The following is a 20710-nucleotide window of genomic DNA, read 5'->3' on the forward strand; positions in this document are numbered from 1 at the left end:
CACCGCACCCCGTGTCGATCTACGTCGCACTGCATCATGTCACGCACTACAAGTACGACCGCCCGATCGACCTCGGTCCGCAGACCATCCGCCTGCGCCCGGCGCCGCACACGCGCACGCCGATCCTGAGCTATTCGCTCAAGGTCACGCCATCCAATCATTTCGTGAACTGGCAGCAGGATCCGCAAGGCAACTGGCTCGCCCGCTACGTCTTTCCCGAGAAGACGACCGAATTGAAGATCGAGGTCGACTTCACCGCGCAGATGACGGTGGTCAATCCGTTCGACTTCTTCGTCGAGCCGTACGCCGACAGCTTTCCGTTCGAGTACACGAAGGATCTCAAGACCGAGCTCGCGCCGTATCTCGAGACGGTCAAGCCCGATCGCCTGTTTGCGAAATATCTGGACTCGATCCCGCAGGACGCTCCGAACACCGTCAACTTCCTGGTCGAGCTCAATCGCGAGCTGCAGAAGAAGATCCGCTACATCATCCGGATGGAGCCGGGCGTGCAGACGCCGGAGGAGACGCTCGCCTCGTCCGCCGGATCATGCCGCGATTCCGCGTGGCTGCTGATCCAGACTTTCCGTCATCTCGGGCTCGCCGCGCGCTTCGTCTCCGGCTATCTCGTACAGATCCGCCCCGACATCGATCCGATCGAAGGGCCGCCGGAAGTGGAGAACGACTTCACCGACCTGCACGCCTGGGCCGAGGTCTATCTGCCCGGCGCCGGCTGGATCGGCTTCGACGCGACCTCCGGCATGCTCGCGGGCGAGGGCCACATCCCGGTTGCGGCCACCCCGCATTATCGCTCGGCGGCGCCGATTTCGGGCGGCGCCGGCTTTGCCGAGGTCGAGTTCGCCTTCGACATGAGCGTTAAGCGCATCCGCGAGGCGCCGCGTATCACAAAGCCGTTCTCCGACGAATCCTGGGCGCGGCTCAACGATCTCGGCGAACAGGTCGACGGCGATCTCGCGAGCGCGGACGTACGGCTCACCATGGGCGGCGAGCCAACCTTCGTCTCGGTCGACGATCTCGAAGCGGCGGAGTGGAATACGGAAGCCGTCGGCCCGACCAAGCGCGCGCTTGGCGACGACCTGATCCGCCGCCTGCGCACGCGCTTCGGCGCGGGCGGTCTTCTGCATTACGGCCAGGGCAAATGGTATCCGGGCGAGAGCCTGCCGCGCTGGGCCTTTGGCTTGTACTGGCGCAAGGACGGCGTGCCGATCTGGAAGAACGCCGACCTGATCGCCAGCATCGAACATCCGCGGCGCGCCGCGGTGAAGGATGCCGAGACCTTCATCGAGGTCACGGCAGCACGGCTCGGGCTCGATCCCGGCTACATCATCCCGGCTTACGAGGACACGGCCTACTGGCTCCAGAAGGAAGCCGAGCTTCCCGTCAACGTCGATCCCACCGATTCCAAACTGTCCGATCCGGAGGCGCGCGCGCGCATGGCACGCGTGTTCGACGAGGGGCTGAGTACGCCGCGCGGCTTCGTGCTGCCGGTGCAGCGCTGGAACGCGCCGCCGCGCTGGCGCAGCGAGCGCTGGGCTCTCCGGCGCAATCATCTGTTCCTGATGCCGGGCGATTCGCCTCTTGGCCTGCGCCTGCCGCTCGGCTCGCTCGGATACGTGCCGCCCAACCAATATCCCTACATCGTCGAACAGGATCCGATGGAGGCTCGGGGCAAGCTGCCCGTGTTCACGCTCGCCGCGCGCCCGGAATCGCCGCCGCGGGCCGCGCCCGAGCAGCTCAACACGGCCGTCCCGGTGCGCACCGCGCTGTCGGTGGAAGTCCGCGACGGCGTCATCTGCGCCTTCATGCCGCCGGTCGAGCGCATCGAGGATTATCTCGAGCTGGTCGCCGTGCTCGAAGCCACCGCCGAGGAGATGCAGCTCCCCGTCCATGTCGAAGGCTATCCGCCGCCGTTCGATCCGCGCATCGAGGTGATCAAGGTGACGCCCGATCCCGGTGTCATCGAGATCAACATCCAGCCGGCGAAGAGCTGGGGCGAGGCGGTCGAGATCACCACCGGCCTCTACGAGGATGCCGGCAAGGTTCGCCTCGGCGCCAACCGCTTCCTGGTCGACGGCCGCCACACCGGCACCGGCGGCGGCAACCACGTCGTGGTCGGCGGCTCGAGCCCGCCGGACTCGCCGTTCCTGCGCCGGCCGGATCTGCTCAAGAGCCTCGTGTTGTATTGGCAGCGACATCCTTCGCTGTCCTACTTCTTCTCCGGCCTGTTCATCGGCCCGACCAGCCAGGCGCCGCGCATCGACGAAGCCCGGCACGACAGCATCTACGAGCTCGAGATCGCGCTCTCGCACGTGCCGCCGCCGGGCACTCAGGCGCCGCTATGGCTGGTCGACCGCCTGTTCCGGCATCTGCTCGTCGACATCACCGGCAACACCCACCGCGCCGAGATCTGCATCGACAAGCTCTATTCGCCGGAGGGACCGACCGGCCGGCTCGGCCTCGTCGAATTCCGCGCGCTCGAAATGCCGCCGGACCCGCGCATGTCGCTGGCGCAGCAGCTGTTGATCCGCGCGCTGATCGCGAAATTCTGGCGCGAGCCGCAACACGGCAAGTTCGTGCGCTGGGGCACCGCGCTGCATGACCGCTTCATGCTGCCGCATTTCATCTGGGACGATTTTCTGGATGTGCTCGGCGAGCTCAAGCAGTTCGGTTATCCGTTCGAGCCGGAATGGTATCTGGCGCAGCTCGAATTCCGCTTTCCCGCCTTCGGCCGCGTCCATCATGGCGGCGTGACGCTGGAGCTGCGCCAGGCGCTGGAGCCCTGGCACGTGCTGGGGGAGGAGGGCTCGGCCGGCGGCACCGTGCGCTATGTCGACTCATCGGTCGAGCGGCTCCAGGTCAAGGCGGAGGGGTTCGTCGAGGGACGCCACATCGTCACCTGCAACGGCCGCCGCCTGCCGATGACCTCGACCGGCCGCTCGGCCGAGGCCGTGGCCGGCGTCCGCTTCAAGGCCTGGCAGCCGGCTTCCGGCCTGCATCCGACCATTCCGGTCCACGCGCCCCTGACCTTCGACCTGATCGACAGCTGGAACGGCCGCTCGCTCGGCGGCTGCGTCTACCATGTCGCCCATCCGGGCGGCCGCAGCTACGACACTAAGCCGGTCAACACCTATGAAGCCGAGGCGCGGCGTCTGGCGCGCTTCCAGGACCACGGCCACACGCCGGGGCCCATCCGGCCCCCGCCCGAGGAACGCACAAATGAGTTCCCCCTGACCCTCGACTTGCGGACCCCGCTCCTGCAATGAGTATGATGGTGGGGCAGGGAGAGGCGCATGGCCGAGGGCGCAGCCGAAGAGGACGACAAGGCGGGTAGGGCGCCAGGACAACGTGAGAGCCAGCGTGAAGGCCAGCGCCGCTTCGCGCAATGGGTCCGCGACTATCGCCGCCTGCCCGGCATTCCGGATGAGTTCCTGGGCCCCGACGGCGCCCCGCGCGCGGTCTGGAGCCGCTTCTTCGAGGCCTTCGGCGCGCTCGCGCCGGACGAGATCGAGCGGCGATTCGGCATGGCCGACCGCCACCTCCGCGAGGCCGGCGTCACCTACCGGGCCCCCGGCGACAGCGCCGACCGGCCCTGGTCGATCAGCCATCTGCCGCTTTTGATCGACGAGGCCGACTGGCAGCAGCTCTGCGCCGGCATCACCCAGCGCGCCGAGTTGCTCGAACGCGTGCTGCGCGACCTCTATGGCGAGGGACGCCTGGTCGCCGAGGGCGCGCTGCCCGCGGCCGCGATCGCCGGCAGCCCCGAATACCTCCGTCCCGTCTGCGGCGTGCCGCCGCCGGGCGGGCGCTATCTGTCGCTCTATGCCGCCGATGTCGGCCGCGGGCCCGACGGCCGCTGGTGGGTGCTCGGCGACCGCACCCAGGCGCCATCGGGCGCGGGCTACGCGCTGGAGAACCGCCTGGTGCTCTCGCGCGCCTTCTCCGACCTCTACAAGTCGATGAACGTGCCGCGCGTCGCGCCGTTCTTCGAGGCGTTCCGCGACTCACTGCGAGCGCGCGCCGATCGTGACGAGCCGCGCATCGGCGTGCTGACGCCGGGCAGCTTCAGCGAGACCTATTTCGAGCATGCGACGCTGGCGCGCTATCTCGGCTTCCTGCTGGTCGAGGGCGACGATCTCGCCGTCAGCGACAACCGCATCCACATCCGCACCGTTGCCGGCCTCAAGCGGCTCGACGTTCTGCTGCGCCGGGTCGATTCCAACTCGCTCGATCCGCTCGAGCTCGATGCGTCCTCGCATCTCGGCGTGCCCGGCCTGATCGACGTGCTGCGCAAGGACGGCGTCGTCGTCGCCAACATGCCGGGCTCCGGCGTTTTGGAGGCGCGGGCGCTGCTCGGCTTCCTGCCGGCGCTCAGCCGCCGCCTGCTCGGCGAGGAGCTGAAGATGCCGCATATCGCGACCTGGTGGTGCGGCCAGCGCGTCGCGCGCGAGGAGGTGCTGGCGCGGCTCGACGAGGTCGCGATCGAAGGCGCCTACCGGCGCGGCGTGCCCGGCTTCGACTCCAGCGGTCCGGTGCTCGCGAGCGAGCTTGATGCGAGCGACCGCCAGCGCCTGGTCGAAGCCATCGCCGCGCGCGGCATGGATTATGTCGGCCAGGAGGTGGTGCGGCTCTCGACCATGCCGGTGTGGGAGCAGGGCCAGATCACGCCGCGTCCCTTCGTGCTGCGCGTGTTCGCGGCGGCGACGCCCGACGGCTGGGCCATCATGCCCGGCGGCTTCTGCCGCATCGCCGAGCAGGCGGACGCGCGCGCGGTGTCGATGGGCGACGGTGCGCGTGCCGCCGACGTCTGGGTGGTCTCCGACAAGCAGGTCTCGACCGCGACCTTGCTGCCGGCGACCGACAAGGTCCGCATCCGCCGCATCGCCGGCGTGCTGCCGAGCCGCGCCGCCGACAATCTGTTCTGGCTCGGCCGCTATCTCGAACGCGCCGAGGCAACGCTGCGCCTCGTGCGCGCTTTGGGCTCGCCGAGCGGGCCCAACAAGGGCACCGCGGCCTCGCTGCAATCGGCCGAGCGCATCCAGCGCCTGTTGGTGGCCTGGGGCGCGGTCTCGCAAACCTCGCGCGCGGCCGCAGGGCGCATCGCGGCCGAAGCGCTGCAGAGCGAGGCGCGTTTCGGCTCGGCCCTGTCGCTGGTGCGCGCGGCGCAGCGCACGGCGACCTCGTTGCGCGAGCGGCTGTCGCCCGATGCCTGGCAGGTCATCACCGAGATGGCCGAGCGCCTTGCCTATGAGGTCGAGGACGACGACAGCGTGCTGAGCGCGGCCGAGCTGACCTTGCAGGAGCTGGCGAGCTTCGCAGGCCTGGCGCAAGAGAACATGAACCGCGCCGCCGGCTGGCGCTTCCTCGACATCGGCCGCCGCGTCGAGCGCGCCATCAACACCACGCGCTTCACGCGGCAATTCGCCCATGACGAGGCCGGCGACGAGGACCTCGACATCCTGCTGACGCTGGTGGACTGCCAGATCACCTACCGCTCGCGCTATCTGCTGGCGCCGATCCTGGCGCCGGTGCGCGACCTCGCCGTGCTCGATCCCTACAATCCGCGCTCGGTGGCGTTCCAGGTGACGGCGCTGAACGAGCATATTGAAGCGCTGCCGAGCCTGAAGGAGCACGGCCTGATCGAGAAGCCGCAGCGGCTCGCGGTGGCGATGCAGGCGATGCTTGCAACGGCGGAGGCCGAGAAGCTCGAGGTCAAGATGCTGTTTGCGCTGGAGCAGGACCTGCTCAGCCTCGCGGAGGCGATCGGACAGCACTACTTCCCGCACGGCCCCAATGCCGCCCGGCCGGAAAAGCTGACGGGGCTGGCGTGATCTACGACATCCGTCACGTCACCACCTACGAATACGAGAGTCCCGTCAGCTTCGCCCGCTGCACGCTGCGGCTCGAGCCCAGAAGCGGCGGCGGCCAGCAGCTGATCTCGCACGGCGTCGAGATCCGTCCGCGGCCTGCCGAGCGCAATGTACGGCGCGATTTCTTCGGCACGCTGACCGAGAGCATCGTGATCCAGGCCGCGCATCGCAACCTGCGGATCGACTCGCGCTCGCGCGTCGCTGTGTCACGCCGGCCGCCGCCGCGCGATGCCGTCAGTCCGCCCTGGGAAAGCATCCGTGACGTCGCCTTCGAAGCGACGAGCCTCGGGCCGTCCTCGCCGATCGGTTATGTCTTTGCGAGCCCGCTGGTGCCGGTGCTGCGCCCGGTCAGCGCCTATGCGAGTTTGAGCTTTGCACCCGGCGCGGGCATCCTCCAAGGCGCGGTCGACCTCATGCACCGTATCCGCGCCGACTTCCGCTACGACCCCAAGGCGACGGTGATCTCGACCCCGCTCGGCGAGGTCTTCGACAAACGCCACGGCGTCTGTCAGGATTTTGCCCATGTGATGATCGCGGGGCTGCGCGGGCTCGGTCTGCCGGCGGCCTATGTCAGCGGCTATTTGCGCACCATTCCAGCACCGGGCCAGCCCCGCCTGCAGGGCGCCGATGCCACCCATGCCTGGGTATCGCTGTGGTGCGGGGCGGAGCTTGGCTGGGTCGATCTCGACCCGACCAACGACCTCTTGATTGGCAACGACCATATCGTGCTCGCGGTCGGGCGCGACTTTTCCGACGTCTCGCCGGTCGACGGCATCATCGTCGGCTCGCCCAAGCAGAAGCTCGGCGTCGCCGTCGATGTGGTGCTGGTGGAGTAGGGCGGGTACTCATAGGCGCCGGCTTACCAACGCAAAGCGGGAGTTTGCTGATCTAGATGTGATCCGCAGCTTGTGACCCGTTGCGGATTCGGAAAGGAGGCGATCCGAGCGAGAACTCAGTTGGCGTCTGTACCGATAGAAGCCAGCCGCGAGGCATTTTGAGTCATTCGAGTAGCTGTCAGTCGCAGGAAGTACAACGATAAGCCGGGGTTACGCTCGCATAGCTTTTTCAATGCTTGGTCGCTGATGCAAAGCAGATCCACATCCGTTGCTGCAGTCACGGTTTGCGTACGTCGCCTCTCTAAGGAAAACAATCCAATCTCGCCAAAGAGATCACCTGCCGAAAGTCGCTGATTGATCTCCGGAAGCTCGACTTCACCCGATACCACGATGTAAAGTAAATCGGCGTGCTGGCCCTTCCTGAAGATCGTCTCCCCTGTTCTGAAGTGCTTCGGCCACATGAATGGCTGCATCCACAACGGCGAAAGATCGGTGGCCGCTGCGAGCTTCGCCTTCCGAAGCAAAATCGTCATGCGAAGGAGAAATACCACGTTCAAAGGAAGCAGGACGATGTGCAGAATGAGGACGGGGTAAAGCCCGGCCGCCAAACCGTAGCTGATGAACGCGAAGTTGCTGCAGATTGCCACCGCACGCAGACTTAGCATTGTGCTCATGCAGAACGTCAGCAGGACAAGAGCCGACGCCAAATAGCCTATAGCTTCAACCAAGGTCATTTTGGTGCCCGACCGGCGCGATCAATATCGGAAAGTATGCCGCTAGAGTCGCTTGCGACATGAGGCAAAAATGAGGCTGAGCGAGAGCGTTGAGCTCTCCTCCTGGGCTTCACATTCGGAACGCAGCTCTGGCCGTCGCCACAAGCGTCACGGGGGCTGCCAGGACTTCGCCCATGTCATGATTGCGGGGCTGCTCGGGCTCGGGCTGCCCGCAGCCTATGTCAGCGGATAACTGCGCACTATTCCGCCGCCGGGCCAGCCGCGCTGCAGGGCGCCGACGCCACCCATGCCTGGGTGTCGCTCTGGTGCGGGGCCGAGCTCGGCTGGACCGACCTCGATCCAGCCAACGATCGCCTCATCGGCAACGATCACGTCGTGCTTGCCACGAGGCGCGACTTTTCCGACGTCTCGCGGGTCGACGGCATCATCGTCGGCTCGCCCAAGCAGAAGCTCGGCGTCGCGGTCGACGTGCTGCTGGTGGAGTAGGGCGTGTGCGAACAAGCGTCGGCTGACTCACGCAAAGCGGAAGTCTGCAATCCCGAATTTCATCGGCAGCTCGTGGCCCAATCGGACGTGCGGGGCTGTTTCGGTCGAGTTCAGACAAGGACAGGTAGCTCTGATAGGCTTCTGGCAGCTACGTAAACGTTTGTTGCCAGTCAGGAGGCCTGAAGCAGCTGTGCAATCATGCGCGCTGCGCGTTCGGCGCCGTTGGCTTCCACAGATTTGGATCGAGCTGGTTCACGGAGAGCCGTGACCATTGCTTCCGAGATCTCTTCGGGGCTGACGTTGGCAAATTCCAGGCGATGTCCGGCCTGGTATCGATCCAGACGATGGGCAACGTGGAAGTTCTGTTCGAAGTGATTGCGCAGCGGAAAATAGATGAATGGCGTACCAGCCGCCGTTAGCTCCATACAAGTCGTCAGGCCGCCCTGGACCAGCGCAAGGTCACACGCAGCGAGATGGCGATCAAGATCGGGCACAAACGCAACAACCTCAACATCGACTGGCGCTCCCAATGAGACCGGATCGATGCGGGGGCCTGCAACGACAATCATCCGGAGTTCTGGGATTTTCGCTTTGGCGGTTGGCCAGGCTTGCAGAATTCGCTTGATCAAGTGAGCGCCCACGCCGGATCCGCCGACCGTCACGATGCAGACCTTCTCGTCCGCTGCGTATCCGAGCGTCTCTCTCAATTCTGACCGGCCGCCGAAGTTTTGCGGGTGCATGCCCATGACGTAGCCCGCGAAACCGAAGTGCTTCGGCACCCATTCGCGCATGGATGGGAGATCCTTTCCAAATGACATGGGGGCAATGTCCGCGGTTTCCCCGACGAATATCGCCAGATCGCGCACGGTAGGGTGTCGTTCGATATGCTCGATCATCTCGGCGTTATAATCGGTGGTCAGGAACGCTTCATGCTGGCCGCCTGAGGGCATGGGGATAAAGCCTACGAAATCCGTAAACCAGACTAAGGGAGCTCTCTTGAGTTCGGGGTGCTCGTGCCAGTAATGGTCGATATCCCATGCCTCGTCGGCGATCACGAGGTCGTATTGCTCCTCTTCGACAGCGTCTTGAAACGTCATGAAATTGGCAACCAGGATTTCGTCCATGCGGCGGATGGCTTGAAAAGCGTGAAGCTCGTGTTCGCCGGATTCTTGTTCGATGTGACGTGTTTCGCTGGCGAGACGGCCGCTCAAGGGATGTATTGTCTCGCCGCTGGAGGCCAGTAGCCGCGTGACGGGATCCTGCGCCAGCCAGTCGATCTGTAAACCCGGAACGAGCTTGCGCAGTTCACGACTGACGGCGATGTCGCGGCGGGCATGCCCGAGCCCAATCGGCGACGACAAGTAGAGCGCTCGCCGCGGTTTGGAGCGCGATAGATTCGGCCTCGCTCTGACCGGCAGGCCGAGCTTGCGCTCAAGAAATTCGGAGATCAATCTGTTGCACTTTGCCGGAGCACGCCCGAGTGGATTGTGGCCTCCACCCTCGATCGTCGTGAACTCGGCACCCGTCAGTTCCGCGACGAGTCGTCCGCGAGCGTAGGGCTGAATGCGATCGTCATCTCCATGGATCATCATCACCGGACATTTGATCTTCCGGTACATCGCCTCGCTCACATCGAAGGCTGGTGGAATCGACCTCGCATGGACCGTTTTAGCCAGGATAGGCCCTGTCGTCTCGTTGGCCCAGCCAACTGCGTCTTCAATCTGTTTCGTTGAGTGCGGCTCGGAGAAAATGTTGCCGACAAAGTGTGCGGCAAAATCCGGATAATCCGAGAGCCAATAATCCTCGTTGTACTTGCCCCACTCGTCAAAATTCGTGCGCTTGAGCTGAAAATGGCTCGTTGTCATATAGGGATGGCTGGGCCCGATGACGGCCGACGTGCCGACCAGCACAGCAGCCCTGACGCGGTCAGCGTGGTGTGCAGCCATTATGCTGATGATCATGCCGCCTAATGAAAGGCCAACCAAAACTGCAGCTCCTGTTGCTGTCGCATCCATGATGGCGAGTAAATCCGCAACAAGGTTGTTGAGAGAGTATGCCGCGATGTCGTCTGGCCGATCGGATTTGCCATTCCCGCGAGGGTCATAGGTCACACAGCGAAACCGTTCGGCGAAATAGGGAACTTGCCCCTTGTACACGCGGGAGTGAACGATGCTCCATGGGGGCACGAAAACGATGGTTTCGGTGCCATCGCCGTAGATCTCGTAGTGGAGCTTGACGCCGTCGCGCTCGACAGTTCCTTCCTGGACCGGCAGTTTGGCGCGCATGACGTCACCTCACTTCAGTGATTCCATGATGCGGATCAGATCGCCGAAGCGGCGAAGCGCTTGCCGAACGGGGGCGCCTTTCTTCTCAAGGCCGAGAAGATAGTGGCTCTCGGCACCAATGAAGGCGTTGCCGACTAGAATCGCGACTTCATCCGCGGTAAACGGGCCCAATCCGCCAAACTCGCGCTCGGCGCGCCGCGCCAGTTCGCCAATGAGCGTAATCCATCCCATGATGCCGGTTTGAATAACTTTTGCCACCGCGCCATCGGCCCAGCTCGCCGCGATAAGCTCCTGCAGCACACGAACATATCCCGATCCAATGTCTTCATCGAGGTAGTCGCAGGCCTTGTCCCACTGTTCCGATAATTTGAGCGTTTTGTCGTGGAATAGCACGCTCTGGCGATCGAGCAGTTGCGAATTCAAATACTCGAATAGCGCAAGCAGCATCCCCTGCTTCGAACCAAAGTGATAGTGGATCTGGCTAAGCGGAACGCCCGCGGCAGCGGCCACATCGCGGGTAGATAGCTTGGCGTAACCTTTCTGCCGAAGCACCTTCTTGGCGGCCTCCAAAACCACCGTGCTGGTATCTACTTTTGCCAATGTCCGCGCCATTACCCCTCTGCGAGATTGTTTCGTGATGCATAAATTCGGTCGGTCGACCGAAGTCTAGCATAACCCGATAGCATTCAGAAAGAACCGAACGGGCTTGACTCCAACTCGGTCCAAGCCATAATTCGGCCGACCGACCGAAATTGGTCGATCGACCGAATTAGGCTCTGGTCCGCAAAATAATGGAGTTAGGTCATGACCATTATCGACAACGACAAGCTCGGTGCGCTCGTCGGGAAGATGCTGGGAGATCTCGGGGGTGCGTTCAGCGTCCCAACGGCCGGTATCGGTTTCCGGCTTGGCTTGTTTGACACGCTGCATCGCGACGGCGCCTCAACTGTATCCGATCTCGCCAAGCGAACGGGACTTGCCGAACGATACGTGCAGGAATGGGCACTTGCGCAGGCGGCAAATGGATATATCGCCTTCGACAGAAAAGACCAGCGGTTCAGCTTAACCCCGGAGCAGGCCATGGTGTTCGCAGTCAAGGACAGTCCCGTATACCTTGAAGGAGCGTTTGATTTGGCTGCGGCGATGGTAGAAGGCCGGCCAAAGGTCGAAGAGGCGTTTAAGACCGGAAACGGAGTCGCCTGGGGAGAAAGCTCTGGATGCCTGTTTTGTGCGGTCGGCTCGTTCTTCCGGCCGGGCTATGTCAACAACATTGTTCAGGCCTGGCTTCCTGCGCTGGAGGGCATGACGGACAAGCTGAAGAGCGGCATAAGGGTTGCGGACATCGGCTGCGGCGTGGGCTTCTCGACGCTGTTGATGGCGAAAGCATTCCCGGAGAGTTCTTTCGTCGGCTACGATTTCCACGTTCCTTCGATCGAACAGGCCAATGCCCATGCCAAGGCCCACGGGTTAGCCGAGCGCGTGCGCTTCGTAGCGGCGCCGGCCAAGGATATCGTTGAGCGGGAGTTCGATCTTGTCACTATGTTTGACTGCCTGCACGACATGGGCGACCCAAAGGGATGTGCCAGACACGTTCGGGATCTGTTAAAGCCCGGGGGCTCCTGGATGATCGTCGAGCCGATCGCCGCGGATCATCCGGCCGATAACGTCGGAAACCCCGTGAGCCGTCTCTACTACAACGCTTCGACAATGATTTGTGTGCCGACGTCACTTGCGCAGGAGGTCGGCGAGGCTCTCGGCGCGCAGGCCGGAGAGGCGAAACTCACGGAGGTGTTGAAAGAGGGTGGTTTCCGGCAAATCCGGCGCGCCGCCGAAGGGCCGTTCAATATGGTCCTCGAGGCCAGAGTCTAGTTTGCTGTGAATTTCGCGAGCAACTCTCTTCCCGGTCTCCGGGCCTGAGGCTGGGAGAGGCTTGGCGCGCGGGCGCTCGCCGGTCACCGAACCATGGTCTCGCGATCCCAAGCCTTGTAGTCGGGCGAACCTTGGGTGCGGATAGGACCGTCATAGCCGTATTCCACCATGTGTACGGTCACATAGTCCTCCCCGAAAAATGCGACGCCGTAGGATTGCGGCAGGTCGCAGGCGCTCAGCAGCTTCGTCTCGGAGAAGAGCGGAAAGCTCGCATGGTTGGTGCCGCGCAGCGACGAGACGGGGACGCCGGCAATCGAGCCTGCAAGAGGCAAGTGACAATGCCCGAAGAAGACGTGGCGGATCTTGGCCCGATGGCGATTGATGAGATGCCGGAATGGAGCCTCGTCGAGCAGGCCGATCTGGTCGAACGGGACGAGATGCACCGGCATGGGATTATGGTGCATGAAGATCAGGAACGGCCCGTCATGCTCGGCAAGCCGTGCCTCGAGCCAGCCGAGGCGATCGTCGCAATAGCGGCCGGCGTGCGTTTCAGGATGGGCGGTGTCGAGGAACAGGCAGCGGCCGGCTGCCGTATCGTGCATGCCCTGAACGAAGCCGTTGTCGTCGGCGAGGTCCGGGAAGACGCTCAGGAACGCGGTGCGCCGGTCGTGGTTGCCGATGCACAGCCGCACCGGCAGCGGATATTCGTCGAGGCGCTGCTTGAGCCATTGATAGTCGGCGAGATCGCCCCAATCCGAGAGGTCGCCGGTGATCACCATCAATTCGGCATCGTGATGATCCTTCAGGGCATGCGCCAGCGCCCGCTCGAAATTGGCGCGCGGATCGCGCCCGCCGATGGTCGAGCCGGGCGCGGTCAGGTGAATGTCGCTCAGATGAAGCAGTTTCATCGCCATCTCCAGTGATGAGGCACGGGGCGCTAGAACATGATGAGATCGGGTTTGATTGCTACAGCGTAAGTGCACTCCCTCTCCCGCCTGCGGGAGAGGGCTGGGGAGAGGGTCTTTCCGCGATGGGATAACCCCTTAGAGGAGAAAGCCCTCACCCGCGCCTTTGGCGCGACCTCTCCCGCAAGCGGGAGAGGTTGCACCGAGCCCGTGGCAATCAAGTCAACCTAAAGCCATTCCGCTTTAGTGGCTTCCCGTGCCGGCGGATGTCAGGTCAGCGCGCCGCGCCGGTGGTCTTCGGGAGCAGCTTCTGCACGTCCGCGGTCATGTCGGCGAGGACGGCCTCGGGCTCCTTGGCGCGGGCGCCCGAGATGATCGAGTTGAGATGATCCTTGATCACGTCGGTGATCTTCAGGCCGTTGTCGCCGGGGAAGGCGTACCACTTGGTGAGCAGCGCGAGCTGGCTGACCGCGGTGTAGTTGTTGGGGTTCTTGACGTAGAAGTCCTTCAGATAGACGTCGTTGGCGACCTTGTTCGGCGGCATGTAGCCGGTGGTCTCCGCCATGATCGCGGCACCCTTGGGGCCGGTCCAGAACTTCACCGCTTCCCAGGCGGCGTCGCGCTTGGCCTTGTCCTTGGCGAGGATCAGCACGACATTGCCGCCGGCCGGCAGGCGGCCGTTCGGAGCGACGACGTCGGGGAACGGGATCGTTTTCAGCGCGAACTTGCCGCCGGTCATCTGCGTGACCTTGTTGAGATCCGAGGTCGAGGTGACGTGAAAGCCGGTCTTGCCGGCCGCGAACGCCGCGCGCATCGACGGCTGGTCCAGGTTGGGCATGCTGCCCTCGTTCACGAGCCGCGCGATCATGTTGATGGCGAACTTGCCTTCCGGTCCGTCGAAGGCGACCTTGGTCTCGTCGGCATTGAGCATGGTGCCGCCGCGCGCGAACACCGGGGCCTGCCACAGCCAGTTGCCGGTGATGTCCCAGGCATAGGTGACGCCGTTGGTGTCGTTGCCGAGCGCCTTGATCTTCTTGGCGAGCGCGATCAGCTCGTCCCAGCTCTTCGGCAAATTGTTCACGTCGCCGCCGGCCTGCTTCACGAGGTCGAGGTTGACGTAGACGATGGGCAGCGAGATCGCGAAGGGCAGGGCGTAGACCTTGCCGCTGGCGGTGCCGATGTCGTACATCGCCTGGTGGAAGCCCTGCTTGTCGAAATCCTTCTCGGCCGCGATGTAGCCGTCGAGCGGGGCCGGGATGTTCTTGTCGACCAGGACACGGATGCGGTTCAGGCCCTGGAAGGACACGTCCGGCATCTGGTTGGTCACGGCCTCGCGCAGCACCTTCTGGGTGCCGTCCTCGTAGGATTCGTAAGGAGCCCGCATCGTGACCTTGATCTCCGGGTGCACCTTGGCGAACTCCTCGGCGATGCGCTTGTGGGTCTCGGTGAACAGCTCCGGATAGGGATACTGCATCACGATCTCGGTCTGGGACTGCGCGAGGGCAGAGCCGGCCGCAAGCGACAGAGCCGCCGCGGCGATGATGGACTTCAGCATGGATACACTCCTGTTTGAGGTGACGTAGTTACTTGATCCCGGTGAGGGTGATGCCCTCGATGAAGCGGCGCTGGGCGAAGAGGAAAGCGATGACGAGCGGCGCGATGATCACCATCGCCGCGGCCATCAGCGGGCCGTAGCTGGTGCCGGCCTCGTTGTTGCGGAAATGCGCGACGGCAAGCGGTGGCGTCCGCAATTGCTCGCTGTTGAGCACGATCAGCGGCCAGAAATAGTCGTTCCAATGCGCGACCACGGAGAAGATGCCGAAGGCGGTGAGGGCCGGGATCGCGGCGGGCAGCATCACCCGCCAGACGATGCCGAATTCGGAGATGCCGTCCATGCGCGCGGCATCGACGAGATCGTCGGGCACGGTCTTGAAGAACTGGCGCATCAGGAAGATGCCGAACACCGAGATCGTGAAGGGCAGGACCAGCGCGGCATAGCTGTCGAGCAGGCCGATCTTGTGCAGCAGCAGGAAGACGGGGATCGCGGTCGCCTGCGGCGGGATCAGGATCCCGAACAGCACCAGTGCAAACAGCGTCTCGCGACCGAGGAAGCGAAGCTTTGCCAGCGCGTAGGCCGCCGGCAGCGCCACCATGACCTGCAGCACAAAGATCGAGACCGTGACGATGAGGCCGTTGATCAGGAAGCGCAGCAGATTGGCCTTGGCGAAGGCCTCGCGCAGGTTCTCCGCCAGCGCGAACTGGTGCGGGATCAAATGCAGCTCGCTGGAGAAGATCTCGGTTTGCGGCTTGGACGCGGTCGAGATCATCCAGATGAAGGGCGCCAGCATGAGCGCGGCACCCGCGATCAGGAGCACGTGGCGGAGGATCGCCCGGAGCGTGACGGAATGCGTATGGTTCATGTGTAGTGCACGCCGCGATCGGCGAGCCTCGACTTGATGAGCGTGAGCGCGAGAACGAAGACGAGGAAGACGACAGTGATTGCCGCGGCGTAGCCCGAGCGGAAGAACTCGAACCCTTCCGTGTACATGGTGTGGATCAGGACCTCGGTGGATTTGGACGGGCCGCCCTTGGTCAGAACGTGCACGGTGTCGAACACCTGGAACGAGCGGATGCCTGAGATCACGACGACGAAGGTCGTGACCGGCCCGAGCATCGGCCAGGTCACGAGGCGGAAGCGTGCCCAGCCGCTCGATGCCCCGTCGATTTCGGCCGCTTCGTAGAGCTGCTTGGGGATGGAGACGAGACCGGCGAGAAACAGCACCATGTTGAAGCCGACGGCCTGCCAGATGCCGATTGCGCACAGCGCATAGAGCGCGGTGCTGCGGTCCTGCAGCCAGGCGAAGGCCGGCAGGCCCGCGCCGCGCAACAGCCCGTTCACCAGACCGAATTGCGGATGCAGCATGAATTCCCACACCACCGCCATGGCGATCAGGGTCGCCATCACGGGCAGGAAATAGATGGTCCGGTAGAGGCTGCGCAGGCTGGTGCCGCTCTGGATCAGGAGCGCGATCGCAAGGCCTGCGATCACGGCGCCGGGCACCACGACCACGACGTAAGCCAGCGTGTTGCGCAGCGCGGTCCAGAATACCTTGTCGGCAAGCAGGTCCTGGTAGTTGGCGAGCCCGATCCAGGAGAAATGCGGCGCGCCGAGCTGATAATCGGTGAAGGAGAGGGCGATCACGCCGGCGAGCGGACCAAGCAGCATGACCAGCATGAGGGCTACGGCTGGCGTCACCAGGGCGTAAGCGGAATATGTGCGCCGGCTGCCATGCGCCGGCAACGCCCGCTTCGCGGCGGCAGCCGGGACGATCGCCGCGTCAATGGTCATGGAGCCGTCAGACATGGGCGGCCTCACGGATGCGCTCGGCCTGCTCCACTCTCGGCTCGATCCGTTTCCCGGCCGCATCGAACAGCCGCACCGCGTCGGGGGCGAAACCGAACGCGACGGGACTGCCCATCGCAGGCAAGTGCCTGACGTCGGCGAGCCGCGCGATCAGGCGCAAGCCGGCGCCTTCGATCGCAAGGTGTACGAAGGCCTCCGCGCCGAGGTTTTCCAGATGAACGACGCTTCCGGAAAATGGCCCCGCGCCCAGTTCGATCCGCTCCGGGCGCACGCCGACACGGCAGTCGCCCGCGGTCGCGCCGCACGCAAGCCGCAGAGCGATCCCCAGCACGTCGATGCCGCCATCCTTCCGGATCCGGCCGGGAAGGATATTGATCTTGGGGCTGCCGATGAATTCGGCAACACGGATGTCGTCGGGATCGTTGTATATTTCCGCGGGCGTGCCGGCCTGGATCAGTTCTCCGCCCATCATGACCGCGATCCGGCTCGACATGGTCATCGCCTCGGCCTGGTCGTGCGTGACATAGATGAACGTTGCCTTGAGACGGCGATGCAGCTCGGCGAGCTCTGCGCGCATATGGACACGCAGCTTTGCGTCGAGATTGGAGAGCGGTTCGTCGAACAGGAAGGCTCGGGGCTCGCGCACCATGGCGCGCCCGACAGCAACGCGTTGCCGCTGTCCGCCGGACAATTGCCCGGGCTTGCGCCGCAGCAACGGCGCGATATCGAGCTGCTCGGCGATGGCTGTGATGTCGGCGCGGATGACGCGTTCCTTGGCGCGCCGGCCCGGCAGCAGCGGGCCGAGCAGCGGCAGCCGTTCGATCGCTGAGAGACGCCGCATCCGCAACGGTACTGCAATGTTGTCGAAGGTGCTCAGATGCGGATAAAGCGCATACGACTGAAACACCATCGCGAGGTTGCGCGCGCTGGGACGAATGTCGTCTACGGGGCCGCCGTCGATGCGGACCTGCCCGGAATTCTGCGGCTCCAGCCCGGCGATGATCCGGAGCAGGGTCGACTTGCCGCAGCCGGAAGGACCGACCAGCGAGATGAACTCGCCATCCTCGATCCGGAAATCGATGCCCTTCAGGACGTCCGTGCCGTCAAAGGACTTGCGGATTGCGGAAAGTTCGATCTGCGCCATGCGCGCTTAGTCCCCTGCTGGCCTTGTTGCGGCGCATGAGGAGTAGGGAGCGCATCTGACATTCACATAACGGTCAATGGCCGTCCTTATGGTCATCCCAGGTTTTGCTTTTGCCGGGTTCGGCAGACGGAGATCGACTTGGGGTTGTTGTCGTGGCGTTGACGTCCTCGCGCGTCCGGGCGGTCAATGCGGTGTTCGAGACCGGCAGCTTTGCCGCCGCAGCAAGGCGGCTTGGGGTGTCGCAGCCGGCCGTTGCCCAGCTTGTGCGCGATCTGGAGGCCGAGTTCGCGGTTGCGCTGTTCGACCGGCACGGCCAGACTCTGATCGCGACGCCGCTGTGCCGCCGGCTCTACGCAGCGACGAGCCGCATGCAGGCGATCGAGGCGGACGCACTGGCCATCCTGCAGCAGCGCGATGAGCTCACGGGAGGCGAGCTTCGCATTGGGCTCGGCAACGCCATGCCCGGCATGGCGTTGATCGCGGCCTTTCGCAACCTGTATCCGAAGATCCAGATCAACATCGAGATCGGGAGCTGGTCGGCGATCATGGCGGCGGTGGTCGATCAGCGTGTCGACGTTGCGGTGCTGCCGGAGGTGCCGCAGGACAATCGCTTCCGTCGCGAACCCTGCGTGCAGCAGCGCGTCGTCGCGATCTGCCACCCCGTCCACGACCTCAGTCGGGAATCGCGCGTGTCCGCCGTCAGCTTGTTGCAATATCCATTGGTGTTTCGGACTCGGGATTCCGCGACCCAGCGCGTCGTGGACCGGGCGTTTCGCGCCGTCAATCTGCGCGCGAGCCCGGCGATCGTCGTCAACACGCGCGAGGGCATGCTGGAGGCCGTCGCCAACCGGCTCGGTGTCGGCTTCGTCTGGGAGCACGGCTCGAGCCGTATCGATCGCATCGCCAAGGTGGCGATCGCGGAAATCGAGGCGGAATCGCCCGAATATATCTTCTCGCTGGCCGGCAAACGCGGCAAGCTGGTCGAGCTGTTCTATTTGGCCAGAAGCCTTTCGCGCTCGGCCGATGGCGCCGACATCTTGTCCGCCCCGTAAGGCGGTCGTCAGGCCTGGATCTTTCCGGCTGTCGCCCTCAGGGTGTATCAGATGCTAGACGCAACCGCTATGTTGCGCAGCGGCAATGTAACATATTTACGAATTTTTGATGCGGAATTTGGTCAGCCGGCCCAAGATGGGCTATGCTGGCACCGCGTCGAGAACAACAGAGGCGTCGGGAGAGAGCGTGGGACACCAGCGGCGGACGGGGCTGCAGCCATGATAACCTTACCGAGACTGGCGGCTGAATCCCTCGAGGACTTCCTCGGTAAGTTCATGCGTCGCCGGTACGATGAGACTTCTGCCAATATCGTCGAGAGCGCGACCCGCACCGCGATGGAATGCATCGGCAACAGCGATGCGCTCTATCACAATATCGAGCACACGATGCTGGTGACGCTGGCGGCCCAGGCCATCCTGCGCGGCCGGAGTCTCCATACCCATCTGTCGGCTGAGGACTACGTCCATATCCTGATCGCCTGCCTCGCCCACGACATCGGCTATGTGCGCGGGCTGTTCGAGGAGGACGACGCCGACGGCTTCGTCATCGACGCGTCCGACACCAAGATCTCGCTGCCGCGCGGTGCATCCGACGCGAGCCTGATGATGTATCACGTCGACCGCTCGAAACTATATGTGACGCGGCGGTTGCGGCATATTCCCGGGCTCGATCCGGAGCGCGTTGCCCGCGCCATCGAGGGTACGCGCTTTCCGGCGCGCCAGGGCCAGGAATACGACGACGAGGCCTCGATCCTGCGCGCGGCCGACTTCATCGGCCAACTCGGCGATCCCAACTATCTGCGCAAGGCCAACGCACTCTATTACGAGTTCGAGGAAGTCGGCATGAATCGCCAGCTCGGCTACGATTCGCCGGCCGACATCGTGAACCGCTATCCGCAGTTCTATTGGAACAGCGTCGCACCGCACATCCAGACCGAGATCGGCTATCTCAACAAGACCGAGATCGGCCGGCAATGGATCGCCAACCTCTACAGCAACGTGTTCCGCGCCGAGCGCGACATCTCGCTGTCCGGGCCGCAGACATAGGCCCGTTGTAGCCCGGATGAGCGCAGCGATATCCGGGGCCGGCGGCGCCGCATCCCGGATGTCGCTGCGCTCATCCGGGCTACGATAGTGCGCAAAATCCGTGAGCAAAACCATGCAACAAAAAACCATCACCACGGACATCCTCGACATCGCCTATCGCGAATACGGCGCGCCCGACGGCTGGCCCTGCATTATGGGCCACGGCTTTCCCTACGACGTGAACGCCTATGCCGAGACCGCGCCGATCCTCGCCGAGGCCGGTGCGCGGGTGCTGGTGCCTTGGCTGCGCGGCTATGGGCCGACGCGTTTCCGCAGCGCCTCGACCTTGCGCTCCGGCGAGCAGGCAGCACTCGGCGCCGATCTCCTGGCCTTCATGCACGCGCTCGATATCCGGCGCGCAATCGTCGGCGGCTATGATTGGGGCGGGCGCGCGGCCTGCGTGGTCGCAGCGCTTTATCCGGATCGCGTGATCGGGCTGGTCAGCGGCAATTCCTACAACATCCAGAACATCGCCCGTGCCATGGAACCGGCCTCGCCGCCCGAGGAGGCGGCACTCTGGTATCAATATCTCTTCCACAACGAGCGCGGCCGCCGCGCGCTGGAGCGCAACCGGCGCGGCTTCGCCCGCCAGCTCTGGGCGATGTGGTCGCCGAAATGGGCGTTCGACGACGCAACGTTCGAGCGGAGCGCGGTGTCGTTCGACAATCCCGATTTCGTTGATGTCGTGATCCATTCCTACCGGCACCGTTACGCGCTGGTCGCGGGCGATCCCGCCTATGCGGAAATCGAGGCGCGGCTCGCCAGCCAGCCGCAGATCCGCGTCCCGGCCATTGCGATCGACGGCGACAGCGACGGCGTCAATCCCGGCACCGCCCATCACGCGCGCAAGTTCGAGGGCTTCTTCGAACGGCGCGTCTTCACCGATGCCGGTCATAATCTGCCGCAGGAGCGGCCGGCCGAATGGGCGCAGGCCGTGATCGACGTCCGGACGGCGGCTGCGGCATAGGCAGTCCAAGCTCCGCCCCTCCCAATTTTCCCTGATCGGCGGGAACCTTTTCCGATTGCAGCCGTCCAAGCTGTGGGGCCGCTTAACCTATGCGGCT

15 protein-coding genes and 1 pseudogene are annotated in these 20710 nt (G+C 64.1%); 8 read left to right on the forward strand and 8 right to left on the reverse strand.

Annotation, left to right across the window (positions count from 1 at the left end; all coding sequences use genetic code 11):
* Positions 1-11 precede the first annotated feature (11 nt).
* From AC066S_RS05100 to AC066S_RS05110, 3 genes are read left to right on the forward strand one after another with little or no spacing between them, the layout of a single operon-like run.
* The gene (locus tag AC066S_RS05100; RefSeq protein WP_478269070.1) at positions 12-3281 is read left to right on the forward strand and encodes a transglutaminase family protein; all 3270 of its coding nucleotides are present in this window, start codon (positions 12-14) and stop codon (positions 3279-3281) included.
* A 27-nt stretch (positions 3282-3308) separates the two neighbouring features.
* Complete coding sequence (locus tag AC066S_RS05105) at positions 3309-5846, forward strand: circularly permuted type 2 ATP-grasp protein (protein WP_478269071.1); 2538 nt, start codon at positions 3309-3311, stop codon at positions 5844-5846.
* Complete coding sequence (locus AC066S_RS05110) at positions 5843-6721, forward strand: transglutaminase family protein (protein WP_478269072.1); 879 nt, start codon at positions 5843-5845, stop codon at positions 6719-6721. Before AC066S_RS05105 ends, AC066S_RS05110 begins: the two co-directional genes overlap by 4 nt.
* Before the next feature lie 116 nt (positions 6722-6837).
* Here the strand turns inward: AC066S_RS05110 and AC066S_RS05115 are convergent, their stop codons facing one another.
* Positions 6838-7455 (reverse strand): cyclic nucleotide-binding domain-containing protein, encoded by a 618-nt coding sequence (locus AC066S_RS05115; RefSeq protein ID WP_478269073.1) that lies wholly within the window; start codon positions 7453-7455, stop codon positions 6838-6840.
* 142 nt (positions 7456-7597) lie between these two features.
* Between AC066S_RS05115 and AC066S_RS05120 the strand changes: the two are divergent.
* Positions 7598-7941: pseudogene (locus tag AC066S_RS05120) on the forward strand (transglutaminase-like domain-containing protein); the annotation flags it as partial.
* A gap of 170 nt (positions 7942-8111) precedes the next feature.
* Here the strand turns inward: AC066S_RS05120 and AC066S_RS05125 are convergent.
* Both AC066S_RS05125 and AC066S_RS05130 read right to left on the reverse strand, forming a co-directional pair.
* Positions 8112-10226 (reverse strand): alpha/beta fold hydrolase, encoded by a 2115-nt coding sequence (locus AC066S_RS05125; RefSeq protein WP_478269074.1) that lies wholly within the window; start codon positions 10224-10226, stop codon positions 8112-8114.
* 9 nt (positions 10227-10235) lie between these two features.
* Positions 10236-10838 carry a TetR/AcrR family transcriptional regulator gene (locus AC066S_RS05130; RefSeq protein WP_478269075.1) on the reverse strand — a complete coding sequence of 201 codons (603 nt, stop codon included), beginning with the start codon at positions 10836-10838 and terminating at the stop codon, positions 10236-10238.
* Positions 10839-11030: 192 nt separating this feature from the next.
* Between AC066S_RS05130 and AC066S_RS05135 the strand changes: the two genes are divergently transcribed.
* A complete protein-coding gene (locus tag AC066S_RS05135; RefSeq protein ID WP_478269076.1) occupies positions 11031-12095 on the forward strand; it encodes a class I SAM-dependent methyltransferase in 1065 nt (354 codons plus the stop codon).
* Between the two features lie 83 nt (positions 12096-12178).
* On the opposite strand, the gene AC066S_RS05140 is transcribed toward AC066S_RS05135, so the two are convergent.
* The 5 genes from AC066S_RS05140 to AC066S_RS05160 form a co-directional block, all read right to left on the reverse strand.
* Entirely contained in the window at positions 12179-13003 is an 825-nt protein-coding gene (locus tag AC066S_RS05140) for a phosphodiesterase (RefSeq protein WP_478269077.1), read from the reverse strand.
* A 271-nt stretch (positions 13004-13274) separates the two neighbouring features.
* Positions 13275-14555: an ABC transporter substrate-binding protein gene (locus tag AC066S_RS05145; RefSeq protein ID WP_478269078.1), complete on the reverse strand. Its 1281-nt coding sequence runs from the start codon at positions 14553-14555 to the stop codon at positions 13275-13277.
* 28 nt (positions 14556-14583) lie between these two features.
* Positions 14584-15420 carry a carbohydrate ABC transporter permease gene (locus tag AC066S_RS05150; RefSeq protein ID WP_126256371.1) on the reverse strand — a complete coding sequence of 279 codons (837 nt, stop codon included), beginning with the start codon at positions 15418-15420 and terminating at the stop codon, positions 14584-14586.
* Positions 15417-16364: a carbohydrate ABC transporter permease gene (locus tag AC066S_RS05155; protein ID WP_478269079.1), complete on the reverse strand. Its 948-nt coding sequence runs from the start codon at positions 16362-16364 to the stop codon at positions 15417-15419. The genes AC066S_RS05150 and AC066S_RS05155 overlap by 4 nt, the downstream gene beginning before the upstream one ends.
* Positions 16357-17508 (reverse strand): ABC transporter ATP-binding protein, encoded by a 1152-nt coding sequence (locus tag AC066S_RS05160; RefSeq protein WP_478269080.1) that lies wholly within the window; start codon positions 17506-17508, stop codon positions 16357-16359. Before AC066S_RS05160 ends, AC066S_RS05155 begins: the two co-directional genes overlap by 8 nt.
* Before the next feature lie 152 nt (positions 17509-17660).
* Between AC066S_RS05160 and AC066S_RS05165 the strand changes: the two genes are divergently transcribed.
* From AC066S_RS05165 to AC066S_RS05175, 3 genes are all read left to right on the forward strand, one after another.
* Entirely contained in the window at positions 17661-18560 is a 900-nt protein-coding gene (locus tag AC066S_RS05165; RefSeq protein WP_126256368.1) for a LysR family transcriptional regulator, read from the forward strand.
* 219 nt (positions 18561-18779) lie between these two features.
* Positions 18780-19607 (forward strand): HD domain-containing protein, encoded by an 828-nt coding sequence (locus tag AC066S_RS05170; RefSeq protein WP_126256367.1) that lies wholly within the window; start codon positions 18780-18782, stop codon positions 19605-19607.
* 112 nt (positions 19608-19719) lie between these two features.
* Positions 19720-20613, forward strand: coding sequence for an alpha/beta fold hydrolase (locus AC066S_RS05175; RefSeq protein ID WP_478269081.1), 894 nt, complete (start codon positions 19720-19722; stop codon positions 20611-20613).
* The last annotated feature ends 97 nt before the right edge of the window (positions 20614-20710 follow it).

Source organism: Bradyrhizobium sp. CFUWI, from assembly GCF_056429085.1.